This is a genomic window from Pseudomonas sp. PDM13 (genome assembly GCF_025685765.1).
GTDB lineage: Bacteria > Pseudomonadota > Gammaproteobacteria > Pseudomonadales > Pseudomonadaceae > Metapseudomonas > Metapseudomonas solani.
In genome coordinates, this window is sequence record NZ_JAOTQU010000004.1 from 77,372 (window position 1) to 101,106 (window position 23,735).

The window sequence follows — 23,735 nt, forward strand, 5'->3', positions numbered from 1 at the left end:
CTGTGCGGGGGCAGGGTGACGGTCGTCGGTGCCGGGGAGCTTCGCGAGCAGAGCTCGCTCCTACGATGGTGTTTGCGACGGGGTGTGGGTACAAAAATGGCCGCAAGGGGCGGCCATGAGGTTTCCGCGGCAGGGGAGGCGGAGGCGGTAGCGGCGCGGGGAGGGCGGGGCGGCGCCGGACTTTTCCGTCATGGCCATGTGAGCCGTGTGCGGCGTCAGATGGGGGCTGGTCCCTCAGCCATAGCCAGTGTCGCCGGCCCGTGTTGCAGGCCTGTGACGGGCGCTGAAGAAAATTTTCTTCGCTGTATAGTTTTATACATAGCGAAGAGGTAGAGTCGGCTCCCGCTTCACGCTCTGCCTCAACCTCACACAAAAACAAAGGAGTGCTCCATGGGCCACATGTCCCGTCTGTTGATCGCGCTTGCCGCCTGCACCACCGCCAACCTGGCACTGGCCCAGGACGTCCAGGTCGCGGTCGCCGCCAACTTCACCGCGCCGATCCAGGCCATCGCCAAGGACTTCGAGAAGGACACCGGCCACAAGCTGGTGATCTCCACCGGTGCCACCGGCCAGTTCTATGCGCAGATCAAGAACGGCGCCCCGTTCGAAGTCTTCCTCGCCGCCGACGGCACCACCCCGGCCAAGCTGGAGAAGGAAGGCGACACCGTTTCCGGCACCCGCTTCACCTACGCCGTCGGCACCCTGGCCCTGTGGTCGGCCAAGGACGGTTACGTCGACGCCAAGGGCGAGGTGCTGAAGAAGAACGAGTACAAGCACCTGTCCATCGCCAACCCGAAAGCCGCGCCCTACGGCCTGGCCGCTACCCAGGTGCTGGAGAAGCTGGGCCTGACCGCCCAGCTCAAGGGCAAGCTGGTGGAAGGCCAGAACATCACCCAGGCGCAGCAGTTCATCTCCAGCGGCAACGCCGAGCTGGGCTTCGTCGCGTTGTCGCAGATCTACAAGGATGGCAAGGTGACCGGCGGCTCCGCCTGGATCGTTCCGGCCGAGCTGCATGATCCGATCAAGCAGGATGCGGTGATCCTCGCCAAGGGCAAGGACAACGCCGCCGCCAAGGCGCTGATCGACTACCTGAAGGGCGACAAGGCCGCCGCGGTGATCAAGTCCTACGGCTACGAGCTTTGAGTTGAATGATGGAGCGGTGCGATGCCACTGAGTGGTGACGACTGGGCGGCGATCTGGCTGACCCTGGAGCTGGCGACCCTGACCACGGCCCTGCTGCTGCTGTTGGGAACGCCCATCGCCTGGTGGCTGGCACGCACCGATTCCTGGCTGAAAGGTCCCGTGGGCGCAGTGGTGGCATTGCCGCTGGTGCTGCCGCCCACGGTGATCGGCTTCTACCTGCTGGTGAGCATGGGGCCCCACGGTTTCATCGGCCAGTTCACCCAGTCCATCGGGCTGGGCACCTTGCCCTTCACCTTCGCAGGCCTGGTGGTGGGTTCGGTCTTCTATTCGCTGCCCTTCGTGGTGCAGCCGCTGCAGAACGCCTTCGAGGCCATGGGCCCGCGCCCGCTGGAAGTGGCGGCCACCCTGCGCGCCAGCCCCTGGGACAGCTTCGTCACCGTGGTGCTGCCGCTGGCCCGGCCGGGCTTCGTCACCGCGTCCATCCTCGGCTTCGCCCACACGGTGGGGGAGTTCGGCGTGGTGCTGATGATCGGCGGCAACATCCCGGAGAAGACCCGGGTGGTGTCGGTGCAGATCTTCGATCACGTCGAGGCCATGGAATACGCCCAGGCCCACTGGCTGGCCGGTGGCATGGTGGTGTTCTCCTTCCTCATACTGCTGGCCCTGTATTCCAGCCGGCGCATGAAGCCGGGCTGGACCTGACCCCAAGGACCCTCGCGGCATGAGTCACGAAATACGTGCGCGCCTCTACCTGGCCTGGCCCGGCTTCGAGCTGGATGTCGACCTCGCCCTGCCCGGGCGTGGCGTCACCGCACTGTTCGGCCATTCCGGCTCCGGCAAGACCAGCCTGCTGCGTTGCATCGCCGGGCTCGAGCGCAACGCCCGCGGGCGCCTGGAGATCAACGGCGAGACCTGGCAGGACAGCGAGCGCGGGCTCTTCGTGCCCACCCACAAGCGCGCCCTGGGCTACGTGTTCCAGGAGGCGAGCCTGTTCGAGCACCTGTCGGTGCGGCGCAACCTGGCCTACGGCGAGAAGCGCATCCCCGTCGCCGAGCGGCGGGTGAAGCTGGAGCAGGCGGTGGAGCTGCTGGGCATCGGCCATTTGCTGGAGCGCATGCCGGCGCGCCTGTCCGGTGGCGAGCGCCAGCGCGTGGGCATGGCCCGGGCGCTGCTGACCAGCCCGCGCCTGCTGCTGATGGACGAGCCCCTGGCGGCGCTGGATGGCAAGCGCAAGGCGGAGATCCTGCCGTACCTGGAGCGCCTGCATGACGAACTGGATATCCCGGTGCTCTATGTCAGCCACTCGCCGGACGAGGTGGCGCGGCTGGCCGATCACCTGGTGCTGATGGACGAAGGCCGCGTGCTGGCCAGCGGGCCCCTGGGCGAGACCCTGGCGCGGCTGGACCTGCCCACGGCGCTGGACGATGACGCTGGCGTGGTGGTGGAGGGAAGGGTGATCGGCCATGACCCGGAGTACGACCTGCTCAGCCTCGGCCTGCCGGATAGCGGCCTGAGTATGCGCGTGGCCCACGCCCCGGCGGAGCGTGGCCGGCGCGTGCGCTTCAAGGTGCGCGCCCGGGATGTGAGCCTGAGCCTGCAGCGCCAGGCGGACAGCAGCATCCTCAACCTGCTGCCGGCGACGGTGCGCGAGGAGATTCCCGCGGACAACGCCGCTCATGTGCTGGTGCGCCTGGATGTGGACGGCACGGCGATGCTGGCCCGCATCACCCGCTATTCCCGCGACCAGCTCGGCCTGCACCCGGGCCAGCAGTTGTGGGCGCAGATCAAGTCGGTGGCACTGCTGGCCTGAGGGTCGGTCGTAGGATGGGTAGAGCCCTGCGAAACCCATCGGCTGGCCTGACAGATCGTCGCGTCGGGTGTCATTCGCGAGCAGAGCTCGCTCCTACGTTCGGCGGACGAGGCATTGCCCGAGTGCCGTAATCGTCGATCCATGCAACGTCATCAGGCGCCGAATACCTTGGCCAGGTGGGCTTCGTAGCGGGCGATGTCGCCTGCGATATCCGGGCGCTTCATCACGTCGACGGCGAGGAAGGTGGGCAGGCCGGTCATGCCGAGAAACTGGTTGGCCTTGTGGAAGGGGAAGTAGACCGCGTCCACGCCCTTGGCCTCGAAGAAGTCGGTGGGGTCGTCGAAGGCTTGCTGCGGAGCGTTCCAGGTGGCGGAGATCATGTACTGCTTGCCATGCAGCAGGCCGCCGCTGCCGTACTTCTGCGAGGCGTCGGAACGGGTGCGGCCATCGTTGGCGTAGAGGCTGCCGTGGCCGGCGGTGAAGACTTCGTCGATGTACTTTTTCACGGTCCAGGGCGCGCCCATCCACCAGCCGGGCATCTGCCAGACGATGACGTCGGCCCAGAGGAATTTCTGCACTTCTTCGGCGGTGTCGTAGCCGCCGTCGATGAAGGTCTCCTTCACGTCGAAGCCCGAGCGGTCGAGGAAGGCCAGAGCGGCTTCGTGCAGGGTGCGGTTGTAGCGGCCGTCGGAGTGGGCGAACTGCTTGCCGCCGTTGAGCAGGAGGATCTTTTTCATGGCTGGTGGCCTCGTGAGGTTCTCGATGGCCGGCAGACTACCCAGTGAAGCGGCCCGGAAAAACCGCCTTCCAGACAAATCGCCTTTGCGTGAAAAGCACGAATGATTGGGGAACTGTTGCGATAGGCTGCGGCGCCTTTCAGTCAGCGGAGCTTCATCCCATGAGCGATACCTGTGCCTTCATCCTCCATGCCCAGTTGCGCCCGGAGCGCGCCGACGCGTTCGAGGCGCTGTTCCGCGCCTATGTCGAGCCGAGCCGCGCGGAGGCGGGCTGCATCGAGTACCACATGCTGCGTGATGCCCGGGACCCGACGCTGTTCATCTTCTTCGAGGTGTGGCGTTCGCGGGCGGACCTGGAGCGCCATTCGGCCCTGCCGCACATGCAGGCCTTCCACGAGCGGCGCATGGAGTTCCTGGTGCGGGATTTCGAGATTCGCGAGATCGAGATGCTCAGTGCGGCGGCGATGGTGAAGACAGAGTGAGCCGCGTCGTTCATCGGGTGTTCCGGGTATCCCCTGGGCTGAAGCCCAGGCTACAGCCCAGGTTACAACTCGGGCTGTGCCGGGGCGATCAGGCTTCCTGGGCGCGGTAGGCGCCGGGGGTGAGGCCGGTCCATTTCTTGAACGCGCGGTGGAAGGCCGAGGGTTCGGAGAAGCCGAGCTGTTCGGCGATGTCCTGGATGGCCAGCTCGTCGCGGCCCAGGTGGTAGATGGCCAGGTCGCGGCGCAGGTGGTCCTTCAGTTCCTGGAAGCTGGTGCCTTCCTCGCGCAGGTGGCGGCGCAGGGTCTGCGGGCTGATGTGCAGGTGCTGGGCGACCTTCTCCAGGTCCGGCCAGTCGCGGCAGTCGCGGCCCAGCAGGCGGCGGATCTGGCTGTTCAGGCTGTCGCCGCCATCGGGGCGGGCCAGCAGGTCGGCCGGCGAGTGTTCGAGGAAGTGCTTGAGGGTGCGCTCGTCCTGCAGCAGCGGCATGGCCAGGTAGCGCGCCTGGAACAGCAGGCTGGTGCAGGGCGCGTCGAAGCGGCGGGTGGTGGGGAACAGCAGCTCGTATTCGCCCACGTGCTCGGGCTCGGCGTAGGCGAAGGTGGCTTCCTCCAGGCGGATGCGCTGGCCGATCAGCCAGCTGCCGAGGCGGTGCCAGATCACCAGCAGGCTTTCCACCAGGAAGTGGTCCGGGTCCCAGAGCGTGGAGTCGTCCACCGTCAGGCGCACCGATTCGCCTTCGCGCTCCAGCAGGATGCGCGGCGCCTCGGGGAACAGGCTGTAGAACAGGGTGCCCCGGCCCAGGGCCTTGTCCAGGCTGCGGCAGTGGATGATGGCGTGGCACATCATGGCGAAGGTGCCGCGCTTGCTGCGCTGACGGCCGAAGCCCATGTACTCGTCGTCCAGCGCCTCCCACAACAACTGCATCAAGCGGCTGAACTGCTCGGGGGCGATGCGTGCCCGTGGCTCGTCCAGCAGCGCAGCCTGGATGCCGGCGTTGCGCAGGATGGCGGTGCAATCCACGCCCTGGCGTGCGGGGCCGCGCAGGGCGGCTCGGACGAAGTGGCTGGCGATGGTGCGCTCGCGCATGGGCGGCTTCCTGGCTCGGGGTGGCCGATGGTAGGTCGCGGCAGAAGCAGGCGACAAGGGGTGGATGTGGCGGGAATCCCCCTGCTTCGCTGGCGGGAATCCGCCCTAGGGATTGTCCTACAGCGCCCGGCCATTTTCTGTAGGCCACGGCGCACTAGGCATTCCGCCGGAAAGACGGGTTGGCACAGCCCTTGCGATAGGAGCTGAGCCATCCATTGGTTTGGATCGCAGAACAACAAAGTCTCCCAGCAAGGGAGGTGATTGAGACCGGTGGTGCGCCCCTGTACGGAATCAGGCCCCGCACCACCCGAGAGGATCTGCCATGACCCGTCAACCCCTCTATAAAAGCCTTTATTTCCAGGTTCTGGTGGCCATCGCCATCGGCATCCTGATCGGCCACTTCTACCCGCAGACCGGCGTTGCCCTGAAGCCCCTGGGCGACAGCTTCGTCAAGCTGATCAAAATGGCCATCGCGCCGATCATCTTCTGCACCGTGGTGACCGGCATCGCCGGCATGCAAAGCATGAAGGCCGTCGGCAAGACCGGCGGCTACGCACTGCTGTATTTCGAGATCGTTTCCACCCTGGCGCTGGTGATCGGCCTGATCGTGGTGAACGTATTCCAGCCCGGCGCCGGCATGCACGTCGACCCGACCACCCTGGATATCAAGGGCATCGCGGCCTACGCCGCTGCCGGTGAGAAGCAGTCCACCATCGACTTCCTGATGAACGTCATCCCCGGGACCGTGGTCGGCGCCTTCGCCAACGGCGACATCCTCCAGGTGCTGTTCTTCTCCGTGCTGTTCGGTTATGCGCTGCACCGCATGGGCGACTACGGCCGCCCGGTGTTCGAGTTCATCGAGCGCATCTCCCAGGTGATGTTCAACATCATCAACGTGATCATGAAGGTCGCACCCATCGGTGCCTTCGGTGCCATGGCGTTCACCATCGGCCAGTACGGCGTGGGTTCGCTGGTGCAGCTCGGCCAGCTGATGCTGTGCTTCTACATCACCTGCCTGCTGTTCGTGCTGGTGGTCCTGGGCAGCATCGCCCGTGCCCACGGCTTCAGCATCCTCAAGTTCATCAAGTACATCCGCGAAGAACTGCTGATCGTGCTGGGCACCTCGTCCTCCGAGTCGGCCCTGCCGCGCATGATCGCCAAGATGGAAAAACTCGGCGCCAACAAGTCGGTCGTCGGCCTGGTGATCCCCACCGGTTACTCCTTCAACCTCGATGGCACCTCCATCTACCTGACCATGGCTGCGGTGTTCATCGCCCAGGCCACTGACACGCCGATGGACATCACCCACCAGATCACCCTGCTGCTGGTGCTGCTGATCGCTTCCAAGGGCGCCGCTGGCGTCACCGGTAGCGGCTTCATCGTCCTCGCCGCCACCATCTCCGCCGTCGGCCACCTGCCGGTTGCGGGTCTGGCGCTGATCCTCGGCATCGACCGCTTCATGTCCGAAGCCCGCGCCCTGACCAACCTGGTGGGCAACGGCGTGGCGACCCTCGTCGTCGCCAAATGGTGCAAGCAGCTGGACACCGACACGCTGGACCGCGAACTGGCCGGCAACGGTACCGCTCCGGTGGAAGCCCAGCGCGCCTGAACCGCGTAATTCTCTCCTCCCTCCCCACGGGGAGGAGATTTTCCAGGCCCGTCTCGTGACGGGCTTTTTTATGGGCGCAGGAAACCCGCGTCAGTGGCGGGCGGGGCTGGCGTGCAGTTGCAGGCCGAGTGCCCTGAGTACCTTGAGGATGGTGCCGAACTCGGGATTGCCTTCGCCGGACAGGGCACGGTACAGGCTCTCGCGCGAAAGGCCGGTGTCACGGGCGACCTGGGTCATGCCCTTGGCGCGGGCGAGGGTGCCGAGGGCCTTGGCGATGAAGGCGGGGTCGTCGCCGGCTTCCTCGATGCAGGCATCCAGGTAGTTGGCCATGTCTTCCTCGCTGCGCAGGTAGTCGGCGGAGTCCCAGCGGGAGAATTCGTCAGTCATGGTGCTGCTCCTTCCAGGCTGCAGCGATGCGCCTGGCGTGTCTGATATCACGGTCCTGGCTGCCCTTGTCGCCGCCGCAGAGCAGGACGATTAGGACCTGGCCGCGTTGCAGGAAGTAGAGCCGGTAGCCCGGGCCGAAGTGGAGCCGGGCTTCGCTGAGCCCCTCGCCGATCGGGGCGACGTCCCCCAGATGGCCGTCGGCCATGCGGTCGATGCGTGCCAGTATCCGGGCTCTGGCCTTGCCATCGCTCAGGTTGTTCAGCCAGGTGGCGAACGCCCTGCTCTGGAGGACCTCGATCATGCGGGCGATTGTAGCCTTTGGGCTACGGTCGTCAACGCGCTCCCGTCGCTCTGGGGGATGGCCGATTGGGTCAATCGACCCTGAGCGCTTGTGTCATTGAGCGCGTGGGCGGGCGCCGCCTACCCTGCGGAACGATTTTTTCCAGGGAGACCCTTCGCATGCAGCGCATCCATTTCGAAACCGAACACAACATGTTCCGCGACTCGTTCCGTGCCTTCCTGCAGAAGGAAGTGGTGCCGCACCAGGAGGCCTGGGAAGAGGCGGGCGTGGTGGATCGTGCGGTGTGGCGCAAGGCTGGCGAGATGGGCTTCCTGCTGCCCTGGGCGGACGAGGAGTACGGCGGCGCCGGGCTTAAGGACTTCCGCTACGAGCAGATCATGTGCGAGGAGTTGGCCCACATCAACGAGCCGGGCTTCATGATCCCGCTGCACTCGGCGCTGTGCGGCCCCTACATCGCCGAGTACGGCAACGCCGAGCAGAAGGCTCGTCTCCTGCCGGGGATCATCAGCGGCGAGATCATCCTCGCGGTGGCGATGACCGAGCCCTCGGCCGGTTCCGACCTGGCCGGCATGCGCACCACCGCGGTGGACAAGGGCGACCACTACGAGCTGAACGGTTCCAAGGTGTTCATCTCCAACGGCCTGCTGGCCGATGTGGTGATAGTCGCGGCCAAGACCGACCCGGCCAACAAGCACGCCATGGGCCTGTTCCTGGTGGAGCGCGACATGATCGGCTTCGAGCGCGGGCGCAACCTGAAGAAGCTGGGCATGAAGAGCCAGGACACCGCCGAGCTGTTCTTCAACAACGTCAAGGTGCCCAAGGAGAACCTGCTGGGCGATGCCAAGGGTGGTTTCTTCTACCTGATGAACATGCTCGCCCAGGAACGCCTGACCAACGCCTGCGGCGCGGTGGCCGGTGCCGAGGCGGCGCTGCAGACCACCATCGACTACGTGAAGGAGCGCAAGGCCTTCGACCGGCCCGTCTCTCACTTCCAGAACACCCGCTTCAAGCTGGCCGAGATGCGCACCCAGATAGACGTCGCCCAGGTCTTCACCGACCGCTGCGTGATGGACCACAACCAGCGCAAGCTGACCCCCGAGGTGGCCGCCGAGGCCAAGCTGTTCACCACCGAGTTGCTGTGCAAGGTGGTGGACGAGGGCGTGCAGCTGCACGGCGGCTGGGGCTACATGTGGGAGTACCCGATCTGCAAGATGTACGCGAACGCGCGCATCCAGCGCATCTTCGCCGGCACCTCGGAGATCATGAAGGAGATCATCAGCCGCGGCATGAAGCTCTGACCCCCAGCCCGGCGTCCCGGGCCGGGCTAGAGTTCAGCCACTGTGTAGACGCCAGGAGGCCATCGCCATGAATGCACCGCTGGGCGCCATCGACGCCTGGGCCCAACCTGCCAACGGCCGCGCCCGCGAGCTGTTGCCGGAGGTGGTCCGGTTGTTCGAGAAATCCGGTTCCGCGCACTTGCTCGACCAGCCGCTGACACCCGAGCAGACGGTGGCGGAGATGGACCGTGCGGGCGTGGATAAGCTCATGCTCGCCGCCTGGTGCAGGCCGGAGCGCTGGGTGTTCGACAACGACCTGGTGGCCGAGTACACCCATGCTTTTCCGGACCGCTTCGTCGGGGTCGCCACCGTCGACCTGGGCAAGCCCCTGGCGGCGGTGCGCGAGCTGGAGCGGGCGGTGCTGGAGCTGGGCTGCAAGGCGCTGCGCGTGGTGCCCTGGCTGTGGAAGCTGCCGCCCAACCACCGGCTCTACTACCCGCTCTACGTGAAGTGCATCGAGCTGGATATTCCCTTCTGCACCCAGGTGGGCCACACCGGCCCGCTGATGCCCTCGGAGACCGGCCGCCCGGTGCCTTACCTGGACGAGGTGGCGCTGGACTTCCCCGAACTGCGCATCGTCGCCGGGCACATCGGCCATCCCTGGACCGAGGAAATGATCGGCCTGGCCTGGAAGCACGACAACATCTACATCGACACCTCCGCCTACCTGCCGCGCTACTACCCCCAGGCGCTGCTGCAGTTCATGCGCAGCTACGGCCAGGACAAGGTGCTGTTCGGCAGCAACTTCCCGCAGCTGTCCCTGGAGCGTTGCATGACCCAGGTGAAGGAGCTGGCGCTGCCGGCGGAGATCGAGGCGAACTTCCTCCAGGGCAACGCCCGCCAGGTGTTCCGGCTGTGAGGCTATCCGGCGAGCCGCCGTGCCGGGGAGGAGGGCGGATAGGCGGCGAATAACGTGACAGGCTCCGACCATTACAAGAACAACAAGGAGGGTTCAGCAATGACCGATCAACTGCCGTTGCAACGGCTCGCCCATTGGGTGGGCACCACGCCGGACCGCGTCTGGCTCAGCCAGCCGGTGGAGCGCCAGTGGCATGACCTGACCTGGCGCCAGGCCGACGACCAGGCACGGCGCCTGGCCAGTGCGCTGCAGGCGCTGGGCTGCGTGCCGGGCGATCGGGTGGCGATCCTGGCGAAGAACTGCGCCGAGTGGATCATCAGCGACCTGGCGATCATGCTCGCCGGGCTGGTCAGCGTGCCGCTCTACCCGCTGCAATCCGCCGAGAGCATCGACTACGTGCTGCGCCACTCGGCGTGCAAGGTGATCATCCTCGGCAAGCTGGACGAGGCGGAGAAGTTCGCGGCCGGCATCCCCGCCGAGGTCATCCGCGTCGCCATGCCGTACCCGACCCTGAACGCGCAGCACCAGTGGCACGCGCTGCTCGCCGCCCATGAGCCGCTGCGCGATGGGCATGTGCAGCGCCCCGATGACCTGCTCAGCATCCTCTACACCTCCGGCACCACCGGCCAGCCCAAGGGCGTGATGCAGCGGGCCGAAGCCTTCGCTTTCGCCTCCAGCCGCTCGGTGGCGGAGATGGGCCTGAACGAGCGCGAGCAGTTCTTCTCCTACCTGCCGCTGTCCCACGCGGCGGAGCGCTTCCTGGTGGAGACCAACAGCCTGTATTGCGGGGGCGCCATCGCCTTCGTCGAATCCCTGGAGACCTTCGCCGCCGACCTCAAACGGGTGCGGCCGACGGTGTTCTTCTCCGTGCCGCGGTTGTGGACGCGCTTCCAGCAGGGCGTGCTGGAGAAGCTGCCCCAGGCCAAGCTGGACCGCCTGCTGCGCATCCCGCTGCTGGGGGCGCTGGTGGCACGCAAGGTGCGCCAGGGGCTGGGGCTGGACCGTGCGCGGGTGCTGGTCAGTGGCGCGGCACCGATCCCGGTGGCGCTGCTGGAGTGGTACCGGCGCATCGGCCTGACCATCTGCGAGGGTTACGGCATGACCGAGAACTTCGCCTATGGCAACTTCAACCGCCCGGGCCAGGTGCGCTTCGGCAGCGTCGGCCGGGTGATGCCGGACAACGAGGTGCGCATCGCCGAGAACGGCGAGATCCTCTACCGCAGTCGCGCACTGATGGTCGGCTACTACCTGGAGCCGGAGAAGACCGCCGATACGCTGCAGGTGGGCTGGCTGCACACCGGCGACAAGGGCGAGATCGACGCCGACGGCTACCTGCGCATCACCGGGCGGGTGAAGGACATCTTCAAGACCAGCAAGGGCAAGTACGTGGCGCCGGCCCCCATCGAGGGCGAGATCGCCAAGAACCTCTGGGTGGAGCAGGTGTGCCTGATGGGCAACGGCCTGGACCAGCCGCTGGCGCTGATCGAACTCAGCCCGGCGGCCCGGGCGCAGGCGCGCGGGCAGATCGAGGCCGAGCTGGCGGCCAGCCTGCAGGCCCTCAACGAGCGCCTCCTGGCCCATGAGCGCATCAGCCATTTCGTGCTGGTGCGCGAGCCCTGGACGGTGGATAACGGCTGCATGACGCCGACCATGAAGATCCGCCGCAACGTGCTGGAACAACGCTTCGCCGCAGTAGCCGCGTGCCTGGACAGGCACCAGCCGCTGCATTGGGAATGAACCGAACCGCTATGGAGTCGCCATGACAGGCCCGCTCGCTTCGCTGAAGATCCTCGATTTCTCCACCCTGCTGCCGGGGCCCTTCGCCTCGCTGCTGCTGGGCGACATGGGCGCCGAGGTGCTGCGCGTCGAATCCCCCAGCCGCATGGACCTGGTGCGCGTGCTGCCGCCCCATGACGGCGGCACCTCCACCAGCCACGCCTACCTGAACCGCAACAAGCGCAGCATCGCCCTCGACCTCAAGCGCCCCGAGGCGGTGGAGGTGGTGCGCCAGCTGGTGGCCGAGTACGACATCGTGCTGGAGCAGTTCCGCCCCGGGGTGATGGACAAGCTGGGCGTGGGCTACGAGGCGCTGAAGGCGATCAACCCCAGGCTGATCTACGTCTCCATCACCGGCTACGGCCAGAGCGGCCCCTTCCGTGACCGTGCCGGCCATGACATCAACTACCTGGCCGTGGCCGGCATCGCCAGCTACACCGGGCGCCAGGAAAGCGGCCCGCTGCCCCTGGGCGTGCAGCTGGCGGATATCGCCGGCGGCTCGTTGCACGGGGTGATGGGCCTGCTGGCGGCGGTGATCCAGCGCCAGGTGACGGGGGAGGGGCAACACGTGGACGTGAGCATGACCGACTGCGCCTTCAGCCTGCACGGCATGGCCGGTGCGGGCTATCTCGGTGCCGGCGTGGAGCCGGACATGGAGAACCAGGCGCTGAACGGCGGCAGCTTCTACGACTACTACCGCACCCGCGACGGCCGCTGGTTCTCGGTGGGCAGCCTGGAACCGCAGTTCATGCAGCAGTTCTGCGCCGCCATCGGCCGGCCGGACCTGGCCGCACGCGGGCTATCGCCCAAGCCGGAGGACCAGCGCGAGCTCAAGCGCGCCATCGAGATCGAGTTCGAGAAGCGCGACTTCGCCGAATGGAGCGAGGTGTTCGCCGCGCTGGATGCCTGCGTCGAGCCGATGCTGCCGCTCTCCGAAGCGGTGCGGCACCCGCAGATCGAGGCGCGCGGCCTGATCACCGAAGTGCCCCGCGACGGGCTGCCGGCGCAACGGCAGATCGCCTGCCCGATCAAGTTCTCCAGCGGCCTGCCCGCACCGCGCCACGTTGGCGCAGCCGTGGGCGCCCACACCGCCGAGGTGCTGGCCGAGCTGGGCTACACCACCGAGCAGATCGCCTCGCTGAAAGCCGGCAAGGTGACGGGATAGGCGTGCGTTCGGCGGATGTGGATAGAGACAGGCGTAGGGTGGGCTTCAGCTCACCAATCGGGCCCCAGCTTCGCGAATAAATTCGCTCCCACGCTCGTTGCTTCAAGCTTCAAGCTTCAAGCTTCAAGCTTCAAGCTTCAAGCGGACCTGTGCCTCGGCGGGTTGCACCCGCCCTACGGGCTCCTGCCCGAGGTTCCGCCCTTACTCTTGCCGCTGTTCCCCGCTGAACACCAGGGTCACCTTGCAGCGCCGGCAGTAGTAGCGACGCCCGCGTGCCACCAGGGCGTGGCGCTGGGAGGAGAAGGGGTAGTCGCCGTCCGGGCAGGCGCAGCGGTACAGGTAGCGGGTGACCTTGCGCCGTTTGACGTCATAGCTGTGACAGCGGTTGGGCGGCAGCTCGTAGACGCCCCGCATGATCAGCTGCCATTCCTCGCCATGGGGCTGGATGCGGTGGCCGAACAGTTGGTGGGCGACCAGGTGCGCCACTTCGTGGGCAACGGTCTGCTTGAGGAAATCGTCCTGGTTCTCGCGATACAGCTGGGGGTTGAAGCGCAGCTTGTTCTCATCCAGGTGAGCGACACCGGCCTTCTGGCCCCGCAGCTTGAAGCTCACTTCGGGGCGGGTGAACCGGCGTTGGAAAAAAGCTTCCGCCTGCTGGTAGCAGGCTTCGACGCGGGCGTGTAGCAGCTCGGGCATAAAAGGGGCTCTCCAGAGCCCGCGATTATGCCGCAAAGCCGCTACCGGCCGAATCGTTCTCCTGCCGAGCGGTCGTGGTGCGCCGTTCTAGACGTATTCCGGCATCAGGTAGAGGTGCCAGTGCAGGATCACCGAGACCAGCACGTTGACCATCACCAGCAGCCCCACGGCCCAGATGGACGAGGCGTAGAGGAAGCTTTGCTCCTGCCTCAGGCGCATGAACACCGGGATGCCGACGAACAGCAGGAAGCTGGAGTAGGTACCCGCCAGTGCCAGCACCGCCACGGCCAGCCAGCGGCTGGGGTAGAGGCCGGCGATCCCGGCGATGAACAGCGGGGTGGCGGTGTAGGCGACGAAGCCCACGCACTCGTTGAACCCGGGGCGGGTTTCGAACACGCGGGACATCCAGCGCACGAAGGCGCCCATGACCAGCACGCCGGCCACGGTGGCGATGTAGAGCGCGACGCTCAGCTGCAGGGCGCTGCCGGAGGCGAGGCGGACCACTTCGTTCTCCGCCAGGCTCCAGCCGACCACGGTGGTGCCTATATAGAGGCTGACCGCCGGGATCAGCGAGAGCAGCAGCAGGTGGGCGAGGTAATGCAGGCTGTTGTGCGTCTCTTCCTGGCGGATTTCCTGCCAGGCGCGTTCCGGCCGGGTAAAGAGCGTGAGTAGATGAGGGGCCATGTCTGTTCTCCTTGGGCGCGATGAGGGCGCAGGACTCAAGGCGTTAGAGAACGGCAGGGAAGAGGGTTTCAACTTTTTGGCCGAGCGGGCGGCAAACGAAGAGGCCGCCCATGGGCGGCCTCCGTGCTACGGGTGAAAGGGGTCAGCGAATGTAGACCGGGCCTACGCCCATGCCCCAGAAGATGACGGAGGCGGCGATCATCGCCACCAGCACCACCAGGCCCACGGCCAGCACCGAGCTGGAGAACAGGAAGCCCTCGTCGGATGGAATGTTCATGAAGGTCGGTATGCCCACGTAGAGCAGGTAGACCGTGTAGCAGATGGCGGCGGTGCCGATCATCATGCCCAGCCACAGGTGCGGGTAGAGCGCCGCGAGCCCGCCGATGAACAGCGGTGTGGCGCAATACGCGGCGAACACGACGCATTCGGTGAAGCTTGGCGAGGCGTCGTAGGTGCGCGCCATCCAGTGGATGAAGGCGCCCATGACGGCGACACCGGCGAGCATGGCGAGGTAGGACAATATGGTCATCTGCATCGCGCTGGACTGCGTGAGCATGACCGGATCGCCCTTGCCGATGGCCCAGCCGACCTGGGTGGTTCCTATATAGGCAGAGACAACGGGTATGGCTGCGAGTACCAGGATATGGGTGAGGTACATGTGGCTGATGCTTTCTTCTTCGCCACGGATTTCCTGCCATTCCTGATCGGGATGGGTGAAGAGCCCCCAAACGTGGTGGATCATTCTGAACACCTCCTCATTATTATGAGGTCGCCCCCCAGCGAAGCGCCTGGGACGCATAGCCAGCGCCGCCCGGTGCCCGGCCGACGCATGCGACCTTGTGTCGCAGTATAGGTACAGGCTGGAGCCCGCGTCTGCCGTGGCTTTAGAGCAAATCAGACTTAGTGCTCAGCTGTAATAGCGCTGAAGTATTTCCATCGCCTTGTTGATCGACTGGATGCGCTCGGTGCTGCCGCCGCGATCGGGGTGATGCTGGCTCACCAGTTGGCGGTAGCGATGCTTGATCACCCCGAGGTTGAGCGCCTCGTCGCTGTTCACCAGTTCGAACAGCTCGAGGGCGGCGAGCTTCTCGTCACCGCCCTGCATGCGCGTCCAGAAACTCGAGAGCAGTTTCTCGACATCCCGCTCGGTGGTATCGCGCAGGTGACGAACGTCCAGGTAGTAGGTGCGCAGCGGGTCGTGTTCGGTAAGGGCGTCGCTGCCCGCCTCGTAGGGCAGCAGCTGGATGCTCAGCGGGCTGATGGCGAGGAAGGCGCTGCCCTCGGCCCAGAGCCGGTCGCGTAATAGATAGAGGGCGTTGAACAGCAGGAAGTGGGTGCGGAACAGCACCAGGCGATCACCGAGGCCCAGGTTGGGGATGTGGGTGGAGTGGCCGGCCTTCAGGCGCTGGATCAGGTCGAACTCGCCGATGCCGTCCGGTTGCTGGCGGAGCAGCACCAGGAGCTGGCCGGCGAGGTCGAGGGAGGGGTCTAGTTCGTCGTTCATCGGGCGCAGGCTAGCACAGCGAAACAGAGGGCTGGGGCGGCGCGCGCTTTGTGCGTAAAATAGCCAGCTTTTCGCACCCCTCCCCGGATTCCAGAGCACCATGGGCACCCTTTCGGTCAACCAGAACAAACTGCAGAAACGCATCCGTCGCCTCGCTGGCGAAGCCATTGCCGACTTCAACATGATCGAGGAGGGCGACAAGGTCATGGTCTGCCTGTCCGGCGGCAAGGACAGCTACACCATGCTCGACGTCCTGCTGTACCTGCAGAAGGTCGCGCCGATCAAGTTCGAGATCGTGGCGGTGAACATGGACCAGAAGCAGCCCGGCTTCCCCGAGCACGTGCTGCCGGCCTACCTGGACTCCATCGGCGTCGAGTACCACATCGTCGAGAAGGACACCTATTCGGTGGTCAAGGAGAAGATCCCGGAAGGCAAGACCACCTGCTCGCTGTGCTCGCGCCTGCGCCGGGGCACGCTCTACACCTTCGCCGACGAGATCGGCGCGACCAAGATGGCCCTCGGTCACCACCGCGACGACATCCTGGAAACCTTCTTCCTCAACATGTTCTACGGCGGCACCCTCAAGGCCATGCCGCCGAAGCTGCGCGCCGACGACGGCCGCAACGTGGTGATCCGCCCGCTGGCGTACTGCAACGAGGCCGATATCGAGGCCTACTCGCAGCTCAAGGAGTTCCCGATCATCCCGTGCAACCTCTGTGGCTCCCAGGAGAACCTGCAGCGCCAGGTGGTCAAGGAGATGCTCCAGGACTGGGAGCGCAAGTCGCCGGGCCGCACCGAGATCATGTTCCGCGCCCTGCAGAACGTGGTGCCTTCGCAGCTGGCCGACCGCAACCTGTTCGACTTCACCAACCTGCGCATCGACGAAAGCGCCGCGCCGCGCACCCTGGACGTCGTCAATATCTGAAGTGAAGCTGGAAGCCGAGAGCCTGAAGCTGGAAGGTTTCAAGCTTCAAGCTTCAAGCTTTCTAGCCAAGGCCCTTTTTATGCGTGATTACCGCTGGCTTCACGAGTACTGCCTCAACCGCTTCGGTTCGGCCGAGGCCCTGGAAGCGCGCCTGCCGCAGCCGCGCAGCGATGCCGAGCTGCGCGAGCTGAGCGATGACCGCTACCTGTCGCTGCTGGCCCTGCGGGTGTTCCGTGCCGGGCTCAAGCACAGCCTGGTGGACGCCAAGTGGCCGGCCTTCGAGGAGGTGTTCTTCGGTTTCGACCCGGAGAAGGTGGTGCTGATGGGGGCCGAGCACCTGGAGCGGCTGATGCAGGATGCGCGGCTGATCCGCCACCTGGGCAAGCTCAAGAGTGTGCCGCGCAACGCCCAGTTCATCCTCGATGTGCGTCGCGAGAAGGGCAGCTTCGGTGCGCTGATCGCCGATTGGCCGACGTCCGACATCGTCGGGCTGTGGAAATACCTGGCCAAGCACGGCAGCCAGATGGGCGGGCTTTCGGCGCCGCGTTTCCTGCGCATGGTCGGCAAGGACACCTTCGTCCCTTCCAACGACATGGTTGCTGCGCTCAAGGCCCAGGACATCATCGACAAGGTGCCCACCAGCCTGCGCGACCTGGCGTTGGTGCAGGCCGCCTTCAACCGGTGGCATGAGGAAAGCGGCCGGCCGCTGTGCCACCTGTCGGCGATGCTGGCGTACACCGTCAATCACTGACCCGTTTCATCGAGCAGGAGGCTTGCATGGATCATTCGTCGGCTATCGCCCGCGTCGCTGGGGAGCTCAAGCGCGCTGAGCGCATCCTGGTCATCACCGGTGCCGGGCTTTCGGCGGATTCCGGCCTGCCCACCTACCGGGGGCTCGGCGGCCTCTATAACGGCATGACGGAGGAGGGCATCCCGATCGAGGAGGCCATCTCCGGGCCCATGCTGCAGCGCGACCCGGCCATGTGCTGGAAGTACCTCGCCCAACTCGGCAGCGCCTGCCTGGCCGCGCGCCCCAATGCCGGGCACGAAGCCATCGCGCAATTGCAGCGGCTGAAGCCGGAATGCTGGGTGCTGACGCAGAACATCGACGGCTATCACCGCCAGGCGGGGTCGCCGCCGGAGCGGTTGATCGAGATCCACGGCGAGTTGTCGCCGCTGTTCTGCCAGTCGTGCGGTGCCGAGAGTGACCAACTGTCGCAGCACCTGGAACGGCCTTTGCCTCCCAAATGCACTGTGTGCGGTGGTATCCTCCGGCCTCCCGTCGTCCTGTTCGAGGAAATGCTCCCCGAAAAGGCCATCGACACCCTCTACGCGCAATTGCGCCAGGGCTTCGATGCGGTGCTGGCTGTAGGCACCACGGCGAGCTTCCCCTACATCATCGAACCGGTGATGCGCACCCGCCAACAAGGCGGCTTCACGGCGGAAATCAATCCCGCCAGCACCGACCTCGCACGCTCAGTCGACGTACATCTGAAGGGAAAAGCCTTAGATGTTTTGCAGAAACTACTGGGTCACATTTCGATCGATTAAATTTGCAAATTAGATCGATAGAGGGCATATTCGCGCCTTCTTATAATTTTCGACACGGTCGTGCCCATGCTCAGTCGCTTCGCACCCCTCGTGCCCATTGCGTTTGCACTGTTTCTTACCGCTTGCGCCGGCGTCTCGCCAAAGCCGCAAGTAGCCGTCACTCCGGAACCTCAGGCCGTCATCGAAGAGCCGAGCGTCCAGGACATGGCGGACATGATGGACGACGAGCCCTACCAGCTGCCGTCCCTCGCTGACAACGTTCTCGAGCGTGGCTTCGAGCTGGTGGGGACTCCCTACCGCTTCGGTGGTCGTTCGCTGAAGACCGGCTTCGATTGCAGTGGCTTCGTCGGCTACCTGTTCAAGGAAGAGGCGGGCATCCAGCTGCCGCGCTCCACCCGTGAAATGATCAACCTCGATGCGCCGGTCATTGCGCGCAGCGAACTGAAGCCGGGCGATATCGTCTTCTTCAACAACCGGGGTCGTGGTCGCGTCAGCCACGCCGGCATCTACATCGGCGACGATCAGTTCATCCATTCCTCCAGCCACCGCAGCGGCGGTGTGCGGGTCGACAGCCTGGATGACCGCTACTGGAACGCCAGCTACATGGAAGCCAAGCGCGTCCTGGCGCAGGTCTCCCCGTCGATGAACGCCTCGGCGCAGGGTTCGATGCATCGCTGATCGTGATCCAGATGCACCCATCGGCCCGGACTCTGTTCCGGGCTGATTCGTTTCCGCCTTCCTTTATATAGGTACGGGTTGCCGCCCAAGCGCAGCGGCGATGGCTTTTTGCTTGCATTATTCGAGCGGGATCAGCACATTAGCGTGCAAACCTCAAGTCAGGACTGACTTGCCATGCCCGCATTGCACCGTCTCACCCTCATCGCGCTGCTCGCCCTGCTCGGTGCCTGCTCCAGCAATGCGCCGGCTCCCGCTCCGGTCTACACCCCGCCCGTGGTCCAGGCACCGTCCTCGCCGGCGGCCGATGACGTGTTGTTCCGCGCCCTTGGCCTGGTGGGTACGCCCTACCGCTACGGTGGCAACACGCCGGACAGCGGCTTCGATTGCAGCGGCCTGATCGGCTACGTGTACCGCGACGCCGCCGGCATCAGCCTGCCGCGCTCCACCCGTGAACTCATCGCCATGCGCGTGCCGACCATCGGCATGAACGCCCTGCAGAGCGGCGACCTGGTGTTCTTCGCCACCAACGGCGGCGGCCAGGTCAGCCACGCCGGCATCTACGTCGGCGAGGGGCGCTTCGTCCATGCGCCTTCCAGCGGCGGAACGGTGCGCCTCGACAGCCTGTCCAACAGCTACTGGCAGAAAAGCTACCTGAACGCCAAGCGCGTGCTGCTCGACTCGCATCTGGCTAGCACGCCCTGAGAAGCTGCATGACCACCCGGACGCTCAACCTCGACGACGACCTCTACCGCTACCTGATCGACGTTTCCCTGCGCGAGACGCCGCTGCTGGCGCGCCTGCGCGAGGAGACCGCGCAACTGCCCACGGCGCGCTGGCAGATCGCCCCCGAGCAGGGCCAGTTCATGGCCATGCTGGTTCGCCTCACCGGCGCGCGACGCATCCTCGAGATCGGCACCTTCACCGGCTACAGCGCCCTGGTGATGGCCGAGGCCATGCCGGCGGACGGCCGCATCCTCTGCTGTGACCTGCCCGGCGACTACAACGCCGTCGCCCGTCGCTACTGGCAGGAAGCCGGCGTCGAAGCCTGCATCGACCTGCAACTGGCCCCGGCCCTGGAAACCCTCGGGCGCCTGGAGCGGGAAGGGCAGGCCGGCAGCTTCGACCTGATCTTCATCGACGCCGACAAGGCCAACTACCCCGCCTACCTGGAACACGCCCTGGCCCTGGTGCGCAGCGGTGGCCTGGTGCTGTTCGATAACGTGCTGTGGAGCGGCCGCGTGCTGGAGGCCAATCCCGAGAGCGCCGACACCCGCGCCATCAAGGCCTTGAACCGTGCGCTCAAGACCGATGCCCGTGTCGATCTCTCGCTGCTGCCCATCGGCGACGGGCTGACCCTCTGCCGCAAGCGCTGAGCCCGTGGCCGAGCCCATCCGTCTGCCGCCCCAACCGGACGCCTGCGAGCTCTGCAAGCGCGCCGCGCCCCTGACCCGCCACCACCTGATCCCCAAGGCACTGCACGGCAAGACCTACGTGCAGAAGCGCTTCGCCCGCAGCGAGCGCATCACCGCCACCCTCTGGGTCTGCCGCCCCTGCCACAACCAGATCCACCGCCTGTTCAGCGAAAAGGAGCTGGCGCTGACCTACAACAGCCGCGAAGCGCTGATGGCCGACGAGCGCCTGCGCACCTTCGTCGGCTGGTTGGCGGGCAAGCCGGCGGGGTTCGAGCCGCGGCATTGAAGGCACACGGTTGCCTCGCCCGTGCCCAGGTATTACCGTCATCACTCTGGTAATACCGAGGATGCCGCCATGCCGACCACAGTCACCAGCAAGGGCCAGGTTACGATCCCCAAGCCGATCCGCGATGCGCTCGGTCTGCACCCGGGCATGTCCGTGGAATTCAGCGTCAACCAGCAGGGCGAAGTGGTGCTCAACCGCGTCGACCCCGAGCCCCAGGCGGCGGACCGTTTCGAGGCCGCGCGCGGCAAGGCCGGGCGCCAGTGGCGCACTGACGAGCTGATGGCCCTGCTGCGTGGCGAAGACTGATGGTGCTGGTCGATACCAATGTGCTGATCGACGTCCTGGCCGATGATCCCCGTTGGGCCGACTGGTCGATCCACCAGTTGCGCGCCCAGTCCCGGGTGCACGCATTGGCGATCAACGCAGTGGTCTACGCCGAGTTGGCGCTCACTTTCGATCGCTTCGAAGCCCTCGACGAGACGATCGAGCAATTGCAGCTACAGCTGCTGGAAATCCCACGTCCGGCGCTCTTCCTCGCGGGAAAGGCCTTTGCCCGCTATCGCCGGGCGGGAGGCGTGAAGGAGGGCGTGCTGGCCGACTTCTTCATCGGCGCCCATGCGTCGGTGGAGGGCTGCGCCTTGCTGACGCGCGATGTGCGGCGTTATCGCAGTTACTTTCCCGGGTTGCAGCTGATCAGCCCAGGCGAATCCTGATTCAAGCCGCCTTCGCCATCGCCTCGCATTCCACCACGCAGCGCTGGCAGGCCTGCGCGCATTCCTGGCAGTGGTCGTGCTCATGCTTGGCGCATTCTTCGGCGCAGGCCTGGCAGGCGATGGCGCAGAGGCGGCAGATCTCGTCGGCCAGCGGGCTGTCGCGGGCCATCAGCAGGGCGGCGAGGCGGCACAGGTCGGCGCAGTCGCGGTCGGTGCGGATGCACAGTGCCATGCGCCCGGCGTCTTGCTCGCGCAGGCAGGAGGCGGCGCAGTGTTCACAGGCGATGGCGCAGGCGTTGCAGGCCTGGATGCAGGAGGCATAGCGTTCGCGGATCATGGGCGTCTCCTCAAGGAGTGGGTCCTGTTGAGTGGACGCGGCTGGCGCCTGCCAGTTCGACCTATTTCCCGCCCGCCGCCCGCTGATTGACCCTGGCCACCCCGGCCACTAAGCTGCGCGCCTTGCACCAGGTGCCCCGCGGTTTTGCCGCCGGGGTGAAACAGGGAAGCCGGTCCATTCTCCCGAATAATCCGGCGCTGCCCCCGCAACGGTAGGCGAATCAACCTCCGCAACAGCCACTGTGCCCCGGCATGGGAAGGCGCGGACGGGGAACCGACGGTTCCACTCGCAAGCCCGGAGACCGGCCTGGTGTGACCGCGCATGGGATCGCCCATGCATCACCCCAGAAGGTCGCGCGGGTGGCGCGACGGAGATCGAATCTTGAGTCGATACGCTTCCCCGAGGCCGGCGCTGCTGGCTGTTCTCGGCATTTCGTGCATTTCCCCGCTGGCCGCCGCGCCCCTCGAACTCGACGAGCAGGTGGTCACCGCCACCCGCAGCGAGCAGCCCGTGCGCGCCAGCCTGGCCGCCACCACCGTGATCGACCGTGCGGCCATCGAGCGCAGCCAGGCGAGCTCCGTGCCCGAGCTGCTGCGCAAGGTGCCGGGCGTGACCCTCAGCAACAACGGCGGCCCCGGCAAGAACACCACGCTGTTCATGCGCGGCAGCGAATCCGACCATGTGCTGGTGCTGATCGACGGCGTCAAGGTCGGCTCCGTCAGCGCCGGGCTCACGGCCTTCCAGGACCTGCCGGTGGAGCTGATCGAGCGCATCGAAGTGGTCCGTGGCCCGCGCTCCAGCCTCTACGGCTCCGAAGCCATAGGCGGGGTGATCCAGATCTTCACCCGCAAGGGGCACGGCGATGGCGCGGCCAAGCCCTGGTTCTCCGCCGGCTACGGTACCCATGACAGCTACCAGGGCAGCGCCGGGGTGGCCGGCGGTGACGACCAGGCCTGGTACAACCTCGGCGTCAGCAGCCAGGACACCGACGGCATCAATGCCAAGAAGCCGGACCGGTTTGATTCGTCGATCTACGAACCGGACAGTGATGGTTATCGGAATATCTCTGGCCACTTCCGAGCAGGCTACAAGTTCGACAGTGGCCTGGAGCTGGACGGCTCTGTACTGAGGACCAAGGGGCACAATGACTATGACGGGATCTATGACGACTGGAATTCCGGCAGCCGGGTGGGCTTTCGTTCCAATGCGGATGTGAACCAGACGGTGTTGGGGGGGCGTGCCCGGTACTCACCGCTGGATCCCTGGACCGTAACGTTGCAGATAGGCAGGAGCGACGACAAGACAAGTGATTATCGAGATGGTGTGTTCGATACCCGAATCGATACCCGCCGTGACAGTGCAGCGTGGCTGAACGATCTCGCTCTCGCAGATGGCCATACCTTGACTGCTGGAGTTGACTGGCAACATGAGCAGGTCAGCAGCAATAAGGAATTTGGCGGGGATTCTCGCCTGAACAAGGGGTGGTTCGCTCAGTACATGGGCGAATATGGCCAGCAGGACTGGCAGCTCTCGCTGCGCCGCGATGACAACGAGCAGTTCGGCACCCACGACACCGGCAGCGCCGCCTGGGGCTACGCGTTCACCGATGAGCTGCGCTTCAGCCTGAGCTACGGCACCGCATTCAAAGCGCCCAGCTTCAATGAGCTTTACTACCCCAACTACGGGAATCCCAATCTCGATGCAGAGACCTCGGAGAGTTTCGAGATGGGCCTTTTCGGGCAGCACGGCTGGGGTCATTGGTCTGCCAATCTGTTTCGCAGTCATGTCGATGACCTTATTGCCTATGACAGCGTGATCCAGGGTCCGAGTAACATCGGCAAGGCCCGCATCGACGGCCTCGAGCTGGTGCTCGGCAGCCAGTGGCTGGGCTGGGACTGGAACGCCAACGCCACCTTCCTCGACGCCGAGAACCGCGACCACGGCAGCAACGCCGGTAACGAGCTGCCGCGCCGCCCGCAACAGAGCTTCAACCTCGACCTGGACCGGCGCATCGGCCGCTTCGGCCTGGGCGCCACGCTGCACGCCGAAGGCCGCAGCTTCGACGACCTGGCCAACCGCAACAAGGCGGCCGGCTATGCCACCGTCGACCTGCGCGGCGAGTACTGGTTGAGCGAGGAGTGGCGCCTGCAGGCCAAGGTCACCAACCTGCTGGATGCCGACTACGAAACCGCGCTGGACTACAACCAGCCTGGCCAGGCAGTGTTCTTCAGCGTCCGCTACCAAGCCCTCTGACAG

General features: G+C 65.6%; 28 protein-coding genes and 1 riboswitch. Of the genes, 19 read left to right on the forward strand and 9 right to left on the reverse strand.

The window, feature by feature from the left end:
* Positions 1 to 399: 399 nt before the first annotated feature.
* Genes modA through modC form a run of 3 tightly spaced genes read left to right on the forward strand, consistent with a single transcriptional unit; the run spans position 400 to position 2,953 of the window.
* Positions 400 to 1,143, forward strand: coding sequence for a molybdate ABC transporter substrate-binding protein (gene modA / locus OEJ36_RS05765; protein ID WP_263400868.1), 744 nt, complete (start codon positions 400 to 402; stop codon positions 1,141 to 1,143).
* Positions 1,144 to 1,164: 21 nt separating this feature from the next.
* Positions 1,165 to 1,845, forward strand: coding sequence for a molybdate ABC transporter permease subunit (modB, locus tag OEJ36_RS05770; protein ID WP_263400717.1), 681 nt, complete (start codon positions 1,165 to 1,167; stop codon positions 1,843 to 1,845).
* A 19-nt stretch (positions 1,846 to 1,864) separates the two neighbouring features.
* The gene (gene modC / locus OEJ36_RS05775) at positions 1,865 to 2,953 is read left to right on the forward strand and encodes a molybdenum ABC transporter ATP-binding protein (RefSeq protein ID WP_263400718.1); all 1,089 of its coding nucleotides are present in this window, start codon (positions 1,865 to 1,867) and stop codon (positions 2,951 to 2,953) included.
* 152 nt (positions 2,954 to 3,105) lie between these two features.
* Here the strand turns inward: modC and OEJ36_RS05780 are convergent, their stop codons facing one another.
* On the reverse strand, positions 3,106 to 3,690 hold the full coding sequence (locus OEJ36_RS05780) for an NAD(P)H-dependent oxidoreductase (protein WP_263400719.1): 585 nt from the start codon (positions 3,688 to 3,690) through the stop codon (positions 3,106 to 3,108).
* A gap of 161 nt (positions 3,691 to 3,851) precedes the next feature.
* Between OEJ36_RS05780 and OEJ36_RS05785 the strand changes: the two genes are divergently transcribed.
* On the forward strand, positions 3,852 to 4,172 hold the full coding sequence (locus OEJ36_RS05785) for a putative quinol monooxygenase (RefSeq protein WP_263400720.1): 321 nt from the start codon (positions 3,852 to 3,854) through the stop codon (positions 4,170 to 4,172).
* Positions 4,173 to 4,260: 88 nt separating this feature from the next.
* Here the strand turns inward: OEJ36_RS05785 and OEJ36_RS05790 are convergent, their stop codons facing one another.
* On the reverse strand, positions 4,261 to 5,259 hold the full coding sequence (locus OEJ36_RS05790) for an AraC family transcriptional regulator (protein ID WP_263400721.1): 999 nt from the start codon (positions 5,257 to 5,259) through the stop codon (positions 4,261 to 4,263).
* Positions 5,260 to 5,581: 322 nt separating this feature from the next.
* Between OEJ36_RS05790 and OEJ36_RS05795 the strand changes: the two genes are divergently transcribed.
* Complete coding sequence (locus tag OEJ36_RS05795; RefSeq protein ID WP_263400722.1) at positions 5,582 to 6,868, forward strand: dicarboxylate/amino acid:cation symporter; 1,287 nt, start codon at positions 5,582 to 5,584, stop codon at positions 6,866 to 6,868.
* Between the two features lie 90 nt (positions 6,869 to 6,958).
* Here the strand turns inward: OEJ36_RS05795 and OEJ36_RS05800 are convergent, their stop codons facing one another.
* Positions 6,959 to 7,255 carry an addiction module antidote protein gene (locus OEJ36_RS05800; protein ID WP_263400723.1) on the reverse strand — a complete coding sequence of 99 codons (297 nt, stop codon included), beginning with the start codon at positions 7,253 to 7,255 and terminating at the stop codon, positions 6,959 to 6,961.
* Positions 7,248 to 7,556, reverse strand: coding sequence for a type II toxin-antitoxin system RelE/ParE family toxin (locus OEJ36_RS05805; protein ID WP_236208490.1), 309 nt, complete (start codon positions 7,554 to 7,556; stop codon positions 7,248 to 7,250). The genes OEJ36_RS05800 and OEJ36_RS05805 overlap by 8 nt, the downstream gene beginning before the upstream one ends.
* A gap of 158 nt (positions 7,557 to 7,714) precedes the next feature.
* Here OEJ36_RS05805 and OEJ36_RS05810 point away from each other — a divergent pair, with 158 nt between their 5' ends.
* The 4 genes from OEJ36_RS05810 (at position 7,715) to OEJ36_RS05825 (ending at position 12,693) form a co-directional block, all read left to right on the forward strand.
* Positions 7,715 to 8,854 carry an acyl-CoA dehydrogenase family protein gene (locus tag OEJ36_RS05810; protein ID WP_263400724.1) on the forward strand — a complete coding sequence of 380 codons (1,140 nt, stop codon included), beginning with the start codon at positions 7,715 to 7,717 and terminating at the stop codon, positions 8,852 to 8,854.
* Positions 8,855 to 8,921: 67 nt separating this feature from the next.
* Positions 8,922 to 9,752 (forward strand): amidohydrolase family protein, encoded by an 831-nt coding sequence (locus tag OEJ36_RS05815; RefSeq protein WP_263400725.1) that lies wholly within the window; start codon positions 8,922 to 8,924, stop codon positions 9,750 to 9,752.
* 99 nt (positions 9,753 to 9,851) lie between these two features.
* Positions 9,852 to 11,489 (forward strand): AMP-binding protein, encoded by a 1,638-nt coding sequence (locus OEJ36_RS05820; RefSeq protein ID WP_263400726.1) that lies wholly within the window; start codon positions 9,852 to 9,854, stop codon positions 11,487 to 11,489.
* Positions 11,490 to 11,511: 22 nt separating this feature from the next.
* Positions 11,512 to 12,693 (forward strand): CaiB/BaiF CoA transferase family protein, encoded by a 1,182-nt coding sequence (locus tag OEJ36_RS05825; RefSeq protein ID WP_263400727.1) that lies wholly within the window; start codon positions 11,512 to 11,514, stop codon positions 12,691 to 12,693.
* Positions 12,694 to 12,894: 201 nt separating this feature from the next.
* Here the strand turns inward: OEJ36_RS05825 and OEJ36_RS05830 are convergent, their stop codons facing one another.
* The 4 genes from OEJ36_RS05830 to OEJ36_RS05845 form a co-directional block, all read right to left on the reverse strand.
* Entirely contained in the window at positions 12,895 to 13,389 is a 495-nt protein-coding gene (locus OEJ36_RS05830) for a SprT family zinc-dependent metalloprotease (protein WP_021222634.1), read from the reverse strand.
* An 87-nt stretch (positions 13,390 to 13,476) separates the two neighbouring features.
* Entirely contained in the window at positions 13,477 to 14,073 is a 597-nt protein-coding gene (locus tag OEJ36_RS05835; protein ID WP_263400728.1) for a Yip1 family protein, read from the reverse strand.
* Positions 14,074 to 14,215: 142 nt separating this feature from the next.
* Positions 14,216 to 14,815, reverse strand: a complete 600-nt coding sequence (locus tag OEJ36_RS05840) for a Yip1 family protein (RefSeq protein WP_021222635.1) — start codon at positions 14,813 to 14,815, stop codon at positions 14,216 to 14,218.
* A gap of 165 nt (positions 14,816 to 14,980) precedes the next feature.
* Positions 14,981 to 15,577 carry a DNA-J related domain-containing protein gene (locus OEJ36_RS05845; RefSeq protein ID WP_263400729.1) on the reverse strand — a complete coding sequence of 199 codons (597 nt, stop codon included), beginning with the start codon at positions 15,575 to 15,577 and terminating at the stop codon, positions 14,981 to 14,983.
* A 100-nt stretch (positions 15,578 to 15,677) separates the two neighbouring features.
* On the opposite strand from OEJ36_RS05845, the gene ttcA reads away from it, so the two are divergent.
* The 9 genes from ttcA to OEJ36_RS05890 all read left to right on the forward strand — a co-directional run bounded on the left by ttcA (position 15,678) and on the right by OEJ36_RS05890 (position 21,142).
* Positions 15,678 to 16,502, forward strand: coding sequence for a tRNA 2-thiocytidine(32) synthetase TtcA (gene ttcA, locus OEJ36_RS05850; protein WP_021222637.1), 825 nt, complete (start codon positions 15,678 to 15,680; stop codon positions 16,500 to 16,502).
* A gap of 79 nt (positions 16,503 to 16,581) precedes the next feature.
* Positions 16,582 to 17,253 (forward strand): DNA-3-methyladenine glycosylase I, encoded by a 672-nt coding sequence (locus OEJ36_RS05855; protein WP_021222690.1) that lies wholly within the window; start codon positions 16,582 to 16,584, stop codon positions 17,251 to 17,253.
* A 26-nt stretch (positions 17,254 to 17,279) separates the two neighbouring features.
* The gene (locus OEJ36_RS05860) at positions 17,280 to 18,053 is read left to right on the forward strand and encodes an NAD-dependent deacylase (protein WP_263400730.1); all 774 of its coding nucleotides are present in this window, start codon (positions 17,280 to 17,282) and stop codon (positions 18,051 to 18,053) included.
* A gap of 66 nt (positions 18,054 to 18,119) precedes the next feature.
* Complete coding sequence (locus OEJ36_RS05865; RefSeq protein WP_031289040.1) at positions 18,120 to 18,731, forward strand: C40 family peptidase; 612 nt, start codon at positions 18,120 to 18,122, stop codon at positions 18,729 to 18,731.
* A 174-nt stretch (positions 18,732 to 18,905) separates the two neighbouring features.
* Positions 18,906 to 19,433 (forward strand): C40 family peptidase, encoded by a 528-nt coding sequence (locus OEJ36_RS05870; protein ID WP_263400731.1) that lies wholly within the window; start codon positions 18,906 to 18,908, stop codon positions 19,431 to 19,433.
* A gap of 8 nt (positions 19,434 to 19,441) precedes the next feature.
* Complete coding sequence (locus tag OEJ36_RS05875) at positions 19,442 to 20,104, forward strand: class I SAM-dependent methyltransferase (RefSeq protein ID WP_263400732.1); 663 nt, start codon at positions 19,442 to 19,444, stop codon at positions 20,102 to 20,104.
* 4 nt (positions 20,105 to 20,108) lie between these two features.
* The gene (locus OEJ36_RS05880; RefSeq protein ID WP_263400733.1) at positions 20,109 to 20,429 is read left to right on the forward strand and encodes an HNH endonuclease; all 321 of its coding nucleotides are present in this window, start codon (positions 20,109 to 20,111) and stop codon (positions 20,427 to 20,429) included.
* Between the two features lie 69 nt (positions 20,430 to 20,498).
* Positions 20,499 to 20,735, forward strand: a complete 237-nt coding sequence (locus OEJ36_RS05885; protein ID WP_263400734.1) for an AbrB/MazE/SpoVT family DNA-binding domain-containing protein — start codon at positions 20,499 to 20,501, stop codon at positions 20,733 to 20,735.
* Positions 20,735 to 21,142, forward strand: coding sequence for a type II toxin-antitoxin system VapC family toxin (locus OEJ36_RS05890; protein ID WP_263400735.1), 408 nt, complete (start codon positions 20,735 to 20,737; stop codon positions 21,140 to 21,142). Before OEJ36_RS05885 ends, OEJ36_RS05890 begins: the two co-directional genes overlap by 1 nt.
* A 1-nt stretch (position 21,143) precedes the next feature.
* Here OEJ36_RS05890 and OEJ36_RS05895 read toward each other — a convergent pair whose 3' ends face one another.
* The gene (locus OEJ36_RS05895) at positions 21,144 to 21,479 is read right to left on the reverse strand and encodes a four-helix bundle copper-binding protein (RefSeq protein ID WP_263400736.1); all 336 of its coding nucleotides are present in this window, start codon (positions 21,477 to 21,479) and stop codon (positions 21,144 to 21,146) included.
* Between the two features lie 112 nt (positions 21,480 to 21,591).
* Positions 21,592 to 21,804: riboswitch (cobalamin riboswitch) on the forward strand.
* A 56-nt stretch (positions 21,805 to 21,860) separates the two neighbouring features.
* Here OEJ36_RS05895 and btuB point away from each other — a divergent pair.
* A complete protein-coding gene (gene btuB / locus OEJ36_RS05900) occupies positions 21,861 to 23,732 on the forward strand; it encodes a TonB-dependent vitamin B12 receptor (protein ID WP_411860970.1) in 1,872 nt (623 codons plus the stop codon).
* The last annotated feature ends 3 nt before the right edge of the window (positions 23,733 to 23,735 follow it).

Coding starts and splice junctions, on each gene's coding strand:
- OEJ36_RS05890 (WP_263400735.1), top strand. CDS start 20,735: ATGGTGCTGGTCGATACCAATGTGCTGATCGACGTCCTGGCCGATGAT.
- OEJ36_RS05825 (WP_263400727.1), top strand. CDS start 11,512: ATGACAGGCCCGCTCGCTTCGCTGAAGATCCTCGATTTCTCCACCCTG.
- modC (WP_263400718.1), top strand. CDS start 1,865: ATGAGTCACGAAATACGTGCGCGCCTCTACCTGGCCTGGCCCGGCTTC.
- OEJ36_RS05845 (WP_263400729.1), bottom strand. CDS start 15,577: ATGAACGACGAACTAGACCCCTCCCTCGACCTCGCCGGCCAGCTCCTG.
- OEJ36_RS05855 (WP_021222690.1), top strand. CDS start 16,582: ATGCGTGATTACCGCTGGCTTCACGAGTACTGCCTCAACCGCTTCGGT.
- OEJ36_RS05810 (WP_263400724.1), top strand. CDS start 7,715: ATGCAGCGCATCCATTTCGAAACCGAACACAACATGTTCCGCGACTCG.
- modA (WP_263400868.1), top strand. CDS start 400: ATGTCCCGTCTGTTGATCGCGCTTGCCGCCTGCACCACCGCCAACCTG.
- ttcA (WP_021222637.1), top strand. CDS start 15,678: ATGGGCACCCTTTCGGTCAACCAGAACAAACTGCAGAAACGCATCCGT.
- OEJ36_RS05860 (WP_263400730.1), top strand. CDS start 17,280: ATGGATCATTCGTCGGCTATCGCCCGCGTCGCTGGGGAGCTCAAGCGC.
- OEJ36_RS05885 (WP_263400734.1), top strand. CDS start 20,499: ATGCCGACCACAGTCACCAGCAAGGGCCAGGTTACGATCCCCAAGCCG.
- OEJ36_RS05875 (WP_263400732.1), top strand. CDS start 19,442: ATGACCACCCGGACGCTCAACCTCGACGACGACCTCTACCGCTACCTG.
- OEJ36_RS05830 (WP_021222634.1), bottom strand. CDS start 13,389: ATGCCCGAGCTGCTACACGCCCGCGTCGAAGCCTGCTACCAGCAGGCG.
- OEJ36_RS05780 (WP_263400719.1), bottom strand. CDS start 3,690: ATGAAAAAGATCCTCCTGCTCAACGGCGGCAAGCAGTTCGCCCACTCC.
- OEJ36_RS05800 (WP_263400723.1), bottom strand. CDS start 7,255: ATGACTGACGAATTCTCCCGCTGGGACTCCGCCGACTACCTGCGCAGC.
- OEJ36_RS05785 (WP_263400720.1), top strand. CDS start 3,852: ATGAGCGATACCTGTGCCTTCATCCTCCATGCCCAGTTGCGCCCGGAG.
- OEJ36_RS05895 (WP_263400736.1), bottom strand. CDS start 21,479: ATGATCCGCGAACGCTATGCCTCCTGCATCCAGGCCTGCAACGCCTGC.
- OEJ36_RS05815 (WP_263400725.1), top strand. CDS start 8,922: ATGAATGCACCGCTGGGCGCCATCGACGCCTGGGCCCAACCTGCCAAC.
- OEJ36_RS05835 (WP_263400728.1), bottom strand. CDS start 14,073: ATGGCCCCTCATCTACTCACGCTCTTTACCCGGCCGGAACGCGCCTGG.
- OEJ36_RS05790 (WP_263400721.1), bottom strand. CDS start 5,259: ATGCGCGAGCGCACCATCGCCAGCCACTTCGTCCGAGCCGCCCTGCGC.
- modB (WP_263400717.1), top strand. CDS start 1,165: ATGCCACTGAGTGGTGACGACTGGGCGGCGATCTGGCTGACCCTGGAG.
- OEJ36_RS05795 (WP_263400722.1), top strand. CDS start 5,582: ATGACCCGTCAACCCCTCTATAAAAGCCTTTATTTCCAGGTTCTGGTG.
- OEJ36_RS05870 (WP_263400731.1), top strand. CDS start 18,906: ATGCCCGCATTGCACCGTCTCACCCTCATCGCGCTGCTCGCCCTGCTC.
- OEJ36_RS05805 (WP_236208490.1), bottom strand. CDS start 7,556: ATGATCGAGGTCCTCCAGAGCAGGGCGTTCGCCACCTGGCTGAACAAC.
- OEJ36_RS05865 (WP_031289040.1), top strand. CDS start 18,120: ATGCTCAGTCGCTTCGCACCCCTCGTGCCCATTGCGTTTGCACTGTTT.
- OEJ36_RS05840 (WP_021222635.1), bottom strand. CDS start 14,815: ATGATCCACCACGTTTGGGGGCTCTTCACCCATCCCGATCAGGAATGG.
- OEJ36_RS05820 (WP_263400726.1), top strand. CDS start 9,852: ATGACCGATCAACTGCCGTTGCAACGGCTCGCCCATTGGGTGGGCACC.